This is a genomic window from Corynebacterium sp. 74A, assembly GCF_008930665.1.
GTDB classification, from domain to species: domain Bacteria; phylum Actinomycetota; class Actinomycetes; order Mycobacteriales; family Mycobacteriaceae; genus Corynebacterium; species Corynebacterium megadyptis.
Genome location: NZ_PQMG01000003.1, coordinates 313,690 through 326,202, shown reverse-complemented (window position 1 = coordinate 326,202; position 12,513 = coordinate 313,690). Strand labels below are relative to the sequence as shown.

The 12,513-nt window shown below is 64.1% G+C and carries 12 protein-coding genes and 1 tRNA gene; 5 read left to right on the top strand and 8 right to left on the bottom strand.

From position 1 onward, the window contains the following. Window positions 1–5: 5 nt before the first annotated feature. Both GBB11_RS06510 and GBB11_RS06505 read left to right on the top strand, forming a co-directional pair. A complete protein-coding gene (locus tag GBB11_RS06510) occupies window positions 6–563 on the top strand; it encodes a hypothetical protein (RefSeq protein ID WP_151549268.1) in 558 nt (185 codons plus the stop codon). A gap of 25 nt (window positions 564–588) precedes the next feature. Beyond that, window positions 589–1,068 (top strand): hypothetical protein, encoded by a 480-nt coding sequence (locus tag GBB11_RS06505; RefSeq protein ID WP_151529174.1) that lies wholly within the window; start codon window positions 589–591, stop codon window positions 1,066–1,068. On the opposite strand, the gene GBB11_RS10845 is transcribed toward GBB11_RS06505, so the two are convergent. Beyond that, window positions 1,065–3,053, bottom strand: a complete 1,989-nt coding sequence (locus tag GBB11_RS10845; RefSeq protein WP_192796348.1) for a TPM domain-containing protein — start codon at window positions 3,051–3,053, stop codon at window positions 1,065–1,067. The two genes, GBB11_RS06505 and GBB11_RS10845, sit on opposite strands and share 4 nt — an antisense overlap. Before the next feature lie 47 nt (window positions 3,054–3,100). Between GBB11_RS10845 and GBB11_RS06495 the strand changes: the two genes are divergently transcribed. Then, window positions 3,101–3,655: a YdcF family protein gene (locus GBB11_RS06495; protein WP_192795920.1), complete on the top strand. Its 555-nt coding sequence runs from the start codon at window positions 3,101–3,103 to the stop codon at window positions 3,653–3,655. Between the two features lie 10 nt (window positions 3,656–3,665). Beyond that, window positions 3,666–4,928, top strand: a complete 1,263-nt coding sequence (locus tag GBB11_RS06490; protein ID WP_151549266.1) for a deoxyguanosinetriphosphate triphosphohydrolase — start codon at window positions 3,666–3,668, stop codon at window positions 4,926–4,928. Here GBB11_RS06490 and crtI read toward each other — a convergent pair. The 4 genes from crtI to GBB11_RS06470 are packed head-to-tail and all read right to left on the bottom strand — an operon-like array spanning window position 4,925 to window position 8,070. Next, a complete protein-coding gene (gene crtI, locus GBB11_RS06485) occupies window positions 4,925–6,499 on the bottom strand; it encodes a phytoene desaturase family protein (RefSeq protein WP_151549366.1) in 1,575 nt (524 codons plus the stop codon). The genes GBB11_RS06490 and crtI overlap by 4 nt on opposite strands. Then, complete coding sequence (locus tag GBB11_RS06480) at window positions 6,486–7,373, bottom strand: phytoene/squalene synthase family protein (protein ID WP_151549265.1); 888 nt, start codon at window positions 7,371–7,373, stop codon at window positions 6,486–6,488. Before GBB11_RS06480 ends, crtI begins: the two co-directional genes overlap by 14 nt. Window positions 7,374–7,375: 2 nt before the next feature. Beyond that, window positions 7,376–7,618 carry a hypothetical protein gene (locus GBB11_RS06475; RefSeq protein ID WP_151549264.1) on the bottom strand — a complete coding sequence of 81 codons (243 nt, stop codon included), beginning with the start codon at window positions 7,616–7,618 and terminating at the stop codon, window positions 7,376–7,378. 2 nt (window positions 7,619–7,620) lie between these two features. Beyond that, complete coding sequence (locus GBB11_RS06470; protein WP_151549263.1) at window positions 7,621–8,070, bottom strand: ribonuclease domain-containing protein; 450 nt, start codon at window positions 8,068–8,070, stop codon at window positions 7,621–7,623. Between the two features lie 85 nt (window positions 8,071–8,155). On the opposite strand from GBB11_RS06470, the gene dnaG reads away from it, so the two are divergent. After that, window positions 8,156–10,036, top strand: coding sequence for a DNA primase (gene dnaG, locus GBB11_RS06465; RefSeq protein ID WP_151549262.1), 1,881 nt, complete (start codon window positions 8,156–8,158; stop codon window positions 10,034–10,036). Here dnaG and GBB11_RS06460 read toward each other — a convergent pair. The 3 genes from GBB11_RS06460 to GBB11_RS06450 all read right to left on the bottom strand — a co-directional run bounded on the left by GBB11_RS06460 (window position 10,033) and on the right by GBB11_RS06450 (window position 12,347). Continuing rightward, window positions 10,033–10,272, bottom strand: coding sequence for a hypothetical protein (locus GBB11_RS06460; protein WP_018019019.1), 240 nt, complete (start codon window positions 10,270–10,272; stop codon window positions 10,033–10,035). The genes dnaG and GBB11_RS06460 overlap by 4 nt on opposite strands. Window positions 10,273–10,344: 72 nt before the next feature. Further along, window positions 10,345–12,021 carry an AMP-binding protein gene (locus GBB11_RS06455; RefSeq protein WP_151549261.1) on the bottom strand — a complete coding sequence of 559 codons (1,677 nt, stop codon included), beginning with the start codon at window positions 12,019–12,021 and terminating at the stop codon, window positions 10,345–10,347. Between the two features lie 249 nt (window positions 12,022–12,270). Then, window positions 12,271–12,347, bottom strand: a tRNA-Ile gene (locus GBB11_RS06450). Window positions 12,348–12,513: the final 166 nt, after the last annotated feature.

Sequence of the window (12,513 nt, the reverse complement as noted above, 5' to 3'; positions counted from 1 at the left end):
TGCACATGGAGAATCTGCAGTGGTCGCGCCGCGAAAAGGGCGAGTCCGGCACCGTCATGAAGCTGCGTCAAGGCGCGGATGTGGTGGCCGTGGACGTGATTACCCAAGAGGGTGTATCTGGGCGCATGAGCGTGGGCGGCAGCGAGCCGTGGCGTCTCCATGTGGCCCCCGATGACGGCGCCTCTGCCACCACCCCGGACGGCCGCGTCTACAGCGCGAAGCCCGAAGAGGCTGGCACCAAGTTCACCAAGGCCAAGGCGTTCACCGTGGACGCCAATGGCCGGGCACTGCGCGTGGTCAATGAATCCGCCAATAACTGGGTGGTGGAGGATCACGACGGTACCAAGCTGGGCCAATTCACTGGCTTCAACTCGGGGGTTCGCGACGTCGAGCTGGATCTGAGCGATCTTCCCTCCGATGATCTACTCAGCCACGAAGAAGCCGTGTTCCTCGCTTGGCTGGCGCGTATCGCATTGGAGAACCGTCTCGAGTCGCGATCCACCATCATCATCGCCACCTTGGTGTTGCTCACCATCTTGGCGCTGGCCGTGTTCCTGCTTTAAGTACCGATAGAAAGGGCGCACGATCATGGTTGAGCAGCGAGTCTCTACTACCCCTGGGCAATCGCCATGGGTGTGGGTGTGGGATGAAAACGAGCTGCTCGACCGCGATGATCTCCTCATCGCCCACGTGCGCTCCGATGTGATCTACGTGGACGGCCAGCGCCTCCTCGTGGAATACACCCCCGGCACCACCTCCTTCAGCTTCCGCGCTACCGCCGCGGACGGGGAGATGATGTGCGTGCGCCAATCAGGCTTTACCATTACCTCTCTCGAGGCCGAGTGCGGCGATCGGCGCTACAAGCTGGATCGCTGCTCGGTCTGGCGCAAAGAACGCGCCATCACCACCTCCGATGGCGCCATCGCGGCCTTCACCCGGCCGCGGGTGTCTGGCCGCGTCGAGATAGAAAACGGCCCGGCCCATGCAGAGATTCCGCTTATCGACGCCGTGGTGCTGACATGGGCCTGCGTGGTGGTGGATTCGCCGATCAGGCGGCCGCGCTACTAGAAACGGCCGCCGCCACCGAAGGAACCGCCGCCGCCACCGCCGCCGAAGGAGCCTCCGCCGCCGCTGAAGCCGCCGCCACCGCCTCCACTGAGCAGGCTGTTGATCACCATGCCGGCCACAAATGCGCCCGAGGTACTGCCCGAGGAGCGGTGCCGATCGTTGTACTTCGAAATCTCGTCTTCTACCGCGCGGTAGGCGCGATCAGCGGCGCGATGCGCCTCCACAGCGGTATCGGCCGCGCCCCGCAGATTCGTGCTGCGCAGCTGCTGCGCTCGCGAGCGCAGCTGGATAGCCTCGGCCAGCAGGGTGCGTGGCCGCGCCCCAATAACTCGGCCACGGGTGGCCACCAGATCCTCTGTGGACTGTATGAGACGATCCGCAGACGCTAAGGTGCTGTCGAGACGCCGCAGCAGTTCCTCGCCGACGCGCGAGGTGGTGCGCAGGGTCTCGAGCAGCAGATCGAGCTCGCCATCGGCCTCGGTGAGGGTGGCGTGGCTGGCCAAGGGATCGGCCTCGCCCTGCTCCTGCGCCTGGGCTACCGCCTGCTCGGCCTGCTGGGTGACGGAGCTGACACGCTGCTCATCCACCCGCACACCGGTGTTGCGGCTGCGCCGCATGAGATCCTCGGTCTCACGCAGCTCTGCACGGACCTCCTCGATCAGCCCCGGCAGGGCGGCACGCGCGCCGGCGATATTCGTTTCGGCGTGCTCCACGCCAGCCAGCAGCTGATCGGCCTGGTCCACGAGCTTTTCGGTGCCGGTGATCAAATCCACCACATCGGACTGCTCGCCCGCCGGCAGCTGGGCGTGCTCGCGGGCGGTATCGAGGGTGGACTCGGCCTGGGAGAGATGCTTCTCCGCCATTTCCACGTTGTCGGTGATCGACCCCAAGGTGCTAGCGCTATAGCGGGAACGCAGCTGGTCCAGCTGCTCCTCGGCGCGCGGCAGGCGAGTGCGCACATCCACGATGCGCTGGGTGAGCCGATCCAGATTCTCCGAGGCATTGAGCAAGACATTGCGCATCCGCGCGAAGTCCTCGGAGCGGGCGTCGAGAATATCATCGGCGCTCGCGCAGGAGGTCACGATCCGCACCAGCCCATCGCGCCGCTCGCCGCGGAAACTCCCGGCATCGAGGGCGCTCTTGACGGCAAAAGCCTCGTGCAGGGTGCGCTGCGAGGACTCGAGAGCTTGGGTGAACTGGCGGGTGCGGATCTCACCGAACTCGGCCTTTGCCAAACGCAGCTCCTCTTGGGCGCGGCGAATGGACTCATCCGTCGAGACCAGTTCTTCTTCCGCCAGCTCGGCCAGTACCTCGGTATCGAGGCTGCGGAAGCTATCCACGTCATCGGAGCGGAACTTCCGGGCCTGTTCGATCTGCTGGCGCTGCTCCTTCCGGCGCCGCCGCTTCGAGGCGTACCACAGCCCGCCGCCGGCGCCCACTACGGCAACGGCACCGCCGCCGAGCCAGCCAATCTCCTCGCCGCTCAAAGAACCAGAGGAGGCATAAGTATCAGCCATGGTCTGCGCCCCCGCAGCCCAGTTACTGTCTCCCAGGGCAGGCAGGCCGGCATTAACAATGTCTTTGAGCTCCGACTCCGACCACTCGGAACCACCGTGGTAGCCATAGGCGCGCGAGGATACGTCCACCGAGATGATCGCCACGTTATCGCCCGACATTTGCTGGAACCACTGCTCGGCCCGCTCGGTGCCGGTGCCCTGATAATCAGACTCGAAAATCAGATAAAGCAGCCGCCCATGATCCTGAAAGCCCTGGCGTAGCGAGTCGCTAATGGCGGTAGTCTCCGCGGAGGAGAATACCCCCGCAAAATCACCCACATAATTGTCTCTCAACTGTTGATAATCCGCGGAGGACACCATAGTCACTGGCGGTGCTTCCGCATGGGCGCTGGGGCTAGCGGCAAGCAGGCCGATAGCGCCGGCGGCGATCATGGTGGCGGACAGGGGACCAACTATGCGCGTGCTCATACGTGCCAGAGTAGTGCACTATGGGCCGTGCTAGTCTCGGCACCACTATGACCACGTCTCCCACAGCGCTCGTGCTGGGAACCTCCCAGTACGATGGCGTGCCCTCCCCGGTCTTCGCCGCGCGCCTCGACGCCGCCCACCGGCTCTATCAGGACCACACCGTGCAGACGATCGTCATCGTCGGCGGGAAATTACCTGGGGATCGCTTCAGCGAAGCCGAAGCGGGGGCGAACTATCTCGCGGAGCGCGGGGTGCCGCGCTGCGACCTCGTGGAAGTGCCGGAAGGCCACGATACGCGCAGCTCTTTGGAAGCGGTGGGGGAGAGCGTCGATAAGCGAACACCGTTGATCGTGGTGACGGATCGGACTCATCTGCTGCGGGCGAGGTGGGTGGCGCGCCGGGAAGGATATGCCGCCACCGGGCATGGGGTGCGGGCGAAGCTGCGCGTCTATGGGCTGCTGCATGAAGCCGGCGGGCTGGTGGTGCTCGTGGTGGACACCGTGGCCGGTCGGCGCTGGGCGCGACGTGTCGAGCGGTGTTTTCGCACGCTTGGCTCATATTATCGGCCAAGTCTGCGGGCCCGAATGAAGCAACTCTACTAGCGTCACTAGGGTGAACGTCTACTCCGCCAGCGATTATGAACGCCGCCTGAGCGAAGCGGCCAAAAGCGCTCAGCTCCCCGGGGCCGCCCCCGACGAGCGCAGCGACTTCTCCCGCGACCGGGCGCGCGTCCTCCACTCGGCGGCACTGCGACGACTCGCGGACAAAACCCAAGTCGTTGGGCCCCGCGATGGCGACACCCCGCGCACTCGGCTCACGCACTCCCTCGAAGTGGCGCAGATTGCGCGCGGTATCGGCAGCGGCCTCGGGCTCGACCCCGACCTCTGCGAACTCGCCGGGCTCTGCCACGACATCGGCCACCCACCCTACGGGCACAATGGGGAAGTGGCGCTCAACTCCGTCGCCCAGGACGCCGGCGGCTTCGAAGGTAATGCCCAAACTCTGCGGATCATCACCCGCCTCGAGCCGAAGGTGCTCGACGCCGCCGGGAATAGCTATGGGCTGAACCTATCGCGCGCCGCCATCGACGCCTCCTGCAAATACCCCTGGACCGCCAGCGAAGGCCGCCGCAAGTACGGTGCCTACGATGAGGATCGCGAGATTCTCCGTTGGGCCCGCGCCGGAGTGAGCGGGCAAGGAAAATGCATGGAAGCCCAGGTGATGGACTTCTCCGATGACGTCGCCTACTCCGTGCACGATGTGGAAGACGGCATCCTTTCCGGACGCATCCGCCTCGGCGTGCTCTGGGACCTGGTGGAACTCGCCGCCCTCGCCCAGCAAGGAGCCCAGGCCTTCGGCGGCAGCCCCGAGGAGCTTATCGACGCCGCCGACCGGCTACGTCAGCTCTCCTGTGTGGCTCACGCCGCCGACTTTGATGGCTCCCTGCGCGCCCTCACTCGATTAAAAGCCATGACCTCGCAGCTAGTCGGCCGCTATGTAGGCGCCGCGATTAGCGCCACCCTCCACGCCCACGACGGGGCGCCTTTGGGCCGGCACCACGGAGAGTTGGTCGTCTCCGCCGAGGTGGCCGCCGAGGTGCGCATGCTCAAAACCATCGCCGTGTTGTACGTGATGGAAGAAGACCAGCACCAGCGCCGACAAACTCGGCAGCGCAACCTCATCTACCGGGTGTACGACTACCTGCATCTCAGCGCGCCCGGCTCGCTCGACCCGATGTTCGCCGCCTGGTACACCCAGGCCGAGAACGAGCAACAACGCCAGCGGGTGCTCGTGGATCAGATCGCGTCCATGACAGAATCCCGGCTCGAACGCACCGCCCGCAACGCAGCTGATATCTCCGTGTTCTACTGCTAGGTATTCTCCTCTTCGAGGAAGGCCAAGGGCCCGCCCGAGCGATCCCCGCGGATCCGCTTGAGCACGTTCTCCGCCGAGATCAAACACATCGGCACACCCACCCCAGGCACCGTGGTGGCACCCGCATAGTAGAGGCCGTGGAGCTCGGAGGAGGCATTAGCGCCGCGCAGAAAAGCCGACTGGCGCAGCGTGTGGGCGGGGCCGATCGCGCCGCCGCACCAGGCGTGATAGCGATCAGAGAAATCCGTCGGGCCAATCGTGCGCAGCACCTCTACTCGGGAACGCAGCGCCGGCTCGCCGATGGCGGCCCCCAGCTGCGCCAGAGCGGAGTCCGCAATAGCCTGCACCGCCGCGCTGGGGGAATGCCCATAGGCGTCGCCGTAGCCGAGGCTGATATCGGCGGGCACCGGAACCAGCAGGAAAAGATTCTCCTTGCCCGCCGGAGCGACGCTCGGATCCGTGGCCGAAGGGCGGCATACATACATCGACTGCGACGCACCCAAGGGGCGATCCGGGTGGGGGCCAGAAAAGACCACATCGAAATCTGGGGTCCAGTCACGGGAGAAGAGTAGATTGTGGTGCTCGAGCTGCTCCAGCGGGCCATCGACCCCAGCCAGCACGAGCACCGTGCCGATACCGGGATCGCGCCGGGCGAAGGAGCGCTCCGAGTAGCTGCGCAGCCGCTCGGGCACCAGCGTGGTTTCGGTGTGGTGGAGATCCGCGCCGGAGACCACCGCGTCCGCAGTTAGCGTGGCGGCTCGGCCCTGGGCGTCGAGAACGCGCACCCCTGTGGCCCGCTTCCCCTCATGAGTGATGGCGGTGACGCGGGTAGAGAGATGAAAGCGCACCCCCGCGTCGCGGGCGAGGCGGTAGAGGGCGTCGATCACGGCCGCGAAACCACCCATGGGATAGCGCACCCCCTGAGTGAGATCGGTGTGGCTCATCAGGTGATACATCGCCGGGGTGCGCTCGGGGCGGGAGCTGAGAAACACGGCCGGGTAGCTGAGAATGTGGTGCAGCCGCGGATCACTAAAACGCCGCCGCACATGCTTATCCAGCGAGGTGCTGAGCAAGTAGCTGAGGGTGCCGAGTCGTCGCAGCACGCTGGAATTGAGCAGCGGCCCCGGCGAAGAGAAGGTGGTGTAGAGGAAACGCTGCTTGGCGATGTCATAGGCGTCCTCGGCCTGATCCAAATAGGTCTCCAACGCGGCGCCGGCACCTGGCTCGAGGGACTCAAAGAGCTCCACAGCGGCGTTCCGGCCGAAGGGCACATCGAGCGGCTCATAGGGATCAATAAATACCCGATAGCCAGGATCGAGCAGCCGCAGATCCAGCTGCTCGGCAGTCGAGGTGCCCATGAGCTCGAAGAAGTGGTCGAAGGCATCCGGCATGAGATACCAGGAGGGGCCGGTATCCCAGCGATAGCCGTCCTCCACGAGCAGACCGGCACGGCCGCCCACCTCGTCATTCTTTTCCACCACATCCACCTGCATGCCGCTGCGGGCTAAGAGCGCGGCGGTGGCCAGTCCGGCGACGCCGGCACCAATCACGAGGGCACTAGTGGGATACATGGGGGCCTTTCCGGTGGAGTGCACCTTGGGCGAGGGAGCGGGCAATGATGCCCGCCTTACGGGCGGGGCTCAGGCGCAGCCGCTGCCGATAGAGCTGTTCGGCAGGGGCCTGCTCCAGCTCATCACTGAGGGAGGCAAAAAGATTAGTGGCCGAGCGCACCGCCAGCGCCGAGGAGGTGGGCAGCAGCGGGATCGACGCATAAGAGACCTGCAGATCCTCGCGGATCTCGGCGATGAGTGCGGCCTTGGACTCCTCCGTTAGCTCGCCCAGATAGGCGCGTCCGAGGCTGGCGCTGTCCTCGGAGAGATCCCGCAGGAAGTTGATTTTTTGAAAGGCCGCGCCGAGGCTGCGGGCACCGCGCTCCATCGTGTCCCGATCCGCGGCCGACACCTCTCGGCCGGTGAGGAAGATCTGCACACACATCAATCCGATCACCTCAGCCGAGCCATAGATATAGCGAGCGAGGCTCTCAGGGGTGTGCTCGCTGCGGTCCAGATCCTGGCGCATGGAGGCGAAGAAGGCGGCCATGTGCTCGCGCTGGAAATCGCAGCGGCGGGCGGTAGCGGCATAGGCGTGCAGCACCGGGTCGGTGTGAAAACCGCGCTCGGGGGCAGCCAGCACCGCCGCCTCATAGCGGTCCAGCTCGGTGCGGATCTCGGCGGAGCTCATGCCCGCCACAGTCGCGGTGCCATCGACAATCTCATCGGCGATGCGCACCACGGCATAGAGGTTGTGGATATCGCGGCGCACTGCTGGGGCGAGCAGCTGGCTGCTCAAACCGAAGCTGGTGGAATAGGAGCGGATGACCTGGCTGGCGGCGGCGTCGGCGCAGTCTTGGAAACGCCGCAAATAATCGGGATGGGAGACACTCATACTCAGCGGCACACCACCGTCACAGCGGCGGCGCGGGCCACCGTCTCGATCGGATTCACCTCGGCTGCGCTCAGCCGCACCCCACGCAGCAGCAGGTGGGTGACTGGGTGCTCCTTGAACGCATCATGCAGCCCGTCAAGGTTGCTGGCCCGCTGATGCGGCTGGGCGCTGAGCGCATCAGAGATCAGCGCAATCAACTCACCTCGACTGCGTGCGCGCCGACAATCCACTGCCACTAGCTGCATGCCTAAACTCCCGTCATCGTGCAGAAACTCTCATAATGATCGGCCGTGTAGTACCACACATCGGGTTTTTCTCCGCCGGTGACGATGCGCCGCGGCCCGCGATGATTGAGCCCTGGGGTCTTCACCGTGTACTCGCGGTAGTAGTCCTGGGCGCGCTGCGGCAGCAGCTGCTCATAGTTACCGAAGTGGGTGCCGTCGTTCTCGGGGTAATCGAAGGGGCCGCCGGCCTCGATGCGTTCTACCACCTCGGCGGCCTCCGGCGGCAGCGTATCGAGCGCGCAGGTATCGCCGCTAACGCTGGCGCTGCTTGTGCTACTCGCGCTGCTATCGGTGGACGGCTCCGAGCCATCGAGCCCGATATAGGCACCGAGACCGGCGAGGAGGACGGCGCCGACGGACAGCGCCACCCGACGCAGGGAGCCGCGCGGCCCCGAAGAACGTTCATCAGCCATAAACACGTAGTGTATTAGTCTCCGTTGATAGAGATCATCTGCGGTGGCATGATTCGTGTCTCAGCCGCACGCTAATGTAGGGGCCATGGGTAAAGGACGTATCCCTGAGCGGGACATTCAAGCGATCAGAGAGGCCACGCCGATCGACGAGATCGTTGGCGACTATGTGCAGCTCAAGCCCGCTGGTGTGGACTCGCTGAAGGGGCTATCGCCCTTCAAGGATGAGAAAACACCTTCCTTCCACGTGCGCCCAGCCCGCGGCTATTTTCACTGCTTCTCCTCCGGTGAGGGCGGCGATGTCTTCTCCTTCCTCATGAAGATGGAACACCTCAGCTTCCCCGAGGCCGTTGAAGCCTGCGCGGAGAAAATTGGCTACCAGATTTCCTATGAGGGCGGGGGACCGGGCCGGCGGGAAGATGTGGGCACGCGGCAGCGGCTCATCTTGGTGAATAAGATCGCCCACGAGTTCTATCAAGAGCAGCTGGGCACCGCCGAGGCGCAGACCGCCCGCGACTTTCTCACCGAGCGCGGCTTCAGTGCCGAGCATGCCCGCGAGTTCGGCTGCGGCTATGCCCCGGCAGGCTGGGACACCCTGACCAAGCACCTGCTGCGCACGGGCTTCGACGTCACCGAGATTGAGGCCGCAGGTTTGGGCAAGATGGGCCGCCGCGGCCCGATCGATCGTTTCCACCGCCGCCTGCTGTGGCCGATCAAAAACCTGGCCGGGGATGTCATCGGCTTCGGTGCCCGCAAGCTTTTCGACGATGACAAGCTGGGCAAGTACATGAACACCCCCGATACCCTGCTGTATAAGAAGTCCAAGGTGCTCTTCGGGCTGGACATGGCCAAAAAGCATATCGCCGCCTCCCACCAGGCGGTGGTGGTGGAGGGCTACACGGACGTGATGGCCATGCATGCCGCCGGCATCCAGACGGCCGTGGCGGCTTGCGGCACCGCTTTCGGCGAGGAACACCTGCAGATGCTGCGCCGGCTCATGCTGGACGATTCTTATTTCCGCGGCGAGCTGATTTATACCTTCGATGGTGATGAAGCTGGGCAGAAAGCCGCGATGCGCGCCTTCGATGGCGATCAGCAATTCACCGGCCAGTCTTATGTGTCGGTGGCGCCGGAGGGGCTAGACCCCTGCGACCTGCGCCTAGAGAAGGGCGATGCTGCGGTGCGTGAGCTCGTGGCCAGCCGTGAGCCCATGTTCGAGTTCGTGGTGCGCTCGATCATCGAGGATTATGACTTGGACTCCGTCGAGGGGCGCTTGCAGGCCTTAAGACGCACGATCCCCGTCATCGCCGATATTCACGACCACACCCTGCGGGACGAGTACGCCCGGCAGCTTGCCGGCTGGCTAGGCTGGCGCGACATCGACGAGGTGGTTCGGCGGGTGCGGGAACAAGCGCGGGCCCCACGTCCGCAGCAGCAGCCAAAGCGACGCGCACCAACCGCCCCGCAGGAGGAGCCGCGGGTACCGCGTCCGGATCCGCGCGATAGCCGTCTCTGGCCGGAGCGGGAGGCGATTAAATTGGCGCTGCAGTATCCCGAGATCGCGGTGCCCTATATGCGGGCCTTTGATGATTCCACCTTCACTCACCCTTCGTATGTGGCGGTGAAACAGGCCGTGGATAAGGTCCTGCAGGCGGGCGAGGATCACGAGGGCGTGGACTGGCTCGCAGCGGTGGCAGGGGAGATTCCGGATATTCACGGCCGCGGCTTGGTCTCTGAGCTGGCCGTGGAAACCATCCGGGTGGATGCCGCCCATCTGGTGCGCTACGCGGACTCGGTGTATTCACGCCTGCAGGAAGTGCGCGTGGGGCAGATTATCGCGCAGCTTAAAGGGCAGTTGGAAAGAATGAACCCCACGAAAGACGAAAAGGCCTATGACAGCCTCTTCGCGGATGTGGTGGCGCTGGAACAGCAGCGCCGCCAGTTGCTGGAGCGGGCGAACCGCTACTAGTCCTCGTCCGGCTCCAGCACAGACTGGCTATCAGAGCGCAGGTTCTTCACCTCGCGCATCCGCGGCTGCGGATCGAGCTTATTGGCGATGGCCTTCCGCGTAGCGTTGACCGCCGCCTTCGAGGCGGGGGAGTTCACCGCCGCCTGATAGGCGTTTTTGATCTGGGAATAACGTTTACGGCCTGCTTTCGTGCCGAAGACATAACCGGCGGCAGCGCCGACAACGAACTGAATCATTCCTGTCCTTTCCTATGCGCAACGTGTATCGAACCACTGTAGCAAGAGGCGGTCAGGACGGTCGGGGTCGCGCTAGCTCTGGTCTTGGTCCAAGGTGGCGGGGTCCGGCAGCCAGCGCGGCACCACCTTGCCGCTGTCATTGCGCGGCAGATCATCCACCCAGAAGATGTACTCCGGCACATTGTGCTCGGCCAGGGCCACGCGCACCTTGTGGCGCAGCTCATCCTTCGTGAGCTCTGCGGCAGAGTCCGACTTGACCACCCAGGCCTCGAGGTGGGCGATCACATCGTCCTGCTTGCCCGAGACATACACATCGGCGACCTCATCGAGCGCCCCGAGATACTCCTCGACCTCGCGGGGGAAGACGTTTTCGCCGCCCTTGATCACCATGTCATCGGCGCGGCCTTCCAAGTGCAGGAAGCCGTCCTCATCCAGGTAGCCCAGATCGCCGGTAGCCAGCAGGCCATCGTGAGTAGAGGGGGTGTACTTGTCGGAGAGGAAGCCCACCATGGTCATGGAGTTAGCCGAGTAGATCTCGCCCAGCTCGCCGACGCCAGCCTCGGAGCCGTCCTCCTTGATGATCTTCAGCACGGTGCCCAAGTTGGGGCGGCCGGCATTGGAGGAATCAGCCAGCATTTGCTCGGAGGTCGAGATGGAGATCTGGGAGTGCTCGGTGGAGCCATAGAGGCTGTAGAGCACCGGGCCGAACGCATCCACGAGCTCCTCCACCAGGTAGGCCGGCACGGCATTGCCGGAGTTCGCGATGAACTCGAAGGGGCCAATCTTAGCGCCGGTCTTCTTCGCCTCGGCCACGAAGCCGCGCAGGAACACTGCGGAGGAAATGATGGCGTTGACCTTGTAGCGCTCACAATCGGCCACGGCCTCGACCGGATCGTAGTGGCGGCGCAGGATCTGAGTGCTGCCGGTGATCAGTGAGACCAGCAGGTTGCCATAGCCCCACGCGTGAAAGATCGAGGCGGTGGCCTGGATAGTCATGTTCATGCGCCACGGGATCACGCGCGTCACACCGGCCAGTGCCTTGGGAGTGAGCGGGATGGGCATCACGACGCCCTTGGGGATACCGCGGGTGCCGGAGGACATAATCACGGTATTCTGCGGCTTCGGGCGCTTCGGCAGCGTGAAACTCTGAGCGGGAGTGGATGTCAGCTCCGCGATCGTGGGGCTGCTGGAAATATCCACCTGCTCCTCACCCTTGGCGGCCACGGCGCCCTCGACCACATAGTGCGGCACATCTGGGTTGGCGTAGGCCACCTCGGCGTATTCCGCGTCCACAATGAACACGTCCGCGCCATAGGTGTTGAAGATATTGGTGATCTGGGTGGTGGAGGATGCCGGATTGACGATCATCGGCTGGGCGCCGATATAGCCAGCGGCGGCGAGCGGCAGGATGATGCCGCGGGAATTGCGGGCCTGGATGGCGATCATGTCGCCCTCCTTCACCCCGTTGAGGGCGAGGTTAATGGCCATGTTCCGGGCCTGCTCGCGCAGCTCGGCGAAGGTGAGCTCGCCGAAATCGTCGATGATGGCGGTGCGATCGCCAAATTCGATGGTGGATTGTTCCACAAGCGAGGTAATGCTGAGTCCCCAGCGCCCCACAGCCGTGAGCGTGCCCTTCCAGCCGCTGAGCGAGCGATTGCGGAGCACACCGGTCTTCTTCAGGGGCTTAATACTGCGCACGAGCTGATCTGCATGGGTGGCTGCGCTCACGCGTGTGGGACGTTGAGACATCGTCTTTTCGGGCCTTTCCTCTGGGATACATGGCGCTGGGCTGAACGCCTCATCTAGGTGTATCGCTCTTATTAAGCGCAAGGTTACAAAATGATAAAAAGCTATTGCTTACCTACACTTTAGGGAGTTGCGGGGCAAAACCAAGACAGGACCGCCTAAGGGGCGGGCGAGCAGGCTATATATGCAGCACCTCCACGGCTAACGGGTGGGGCCAGTGGGGGTGGTGGTGTGCATGTGAAAGAAGTTTAGTGGTGGGGCCGCCGGGGCTCGAACCCGGGACCAGCGGATTATGAGTCCGCGGCTCTAACCGACTGAGCTACAGCCCCACGCGCCATCGAGAACGGAGCCTCGGGCGCGAGGGTCATTATAGCCCGTTGTCCTGGTGGGGTGATAGTTGCTCTTCTTAAGGCTTAAAAATTGGAATAAGCAGGGAGTTTGCTTGTGATTGCAGGGGCGGGCTATAGTTACTTCTCGTTGCCAGCGAGGTCCGCT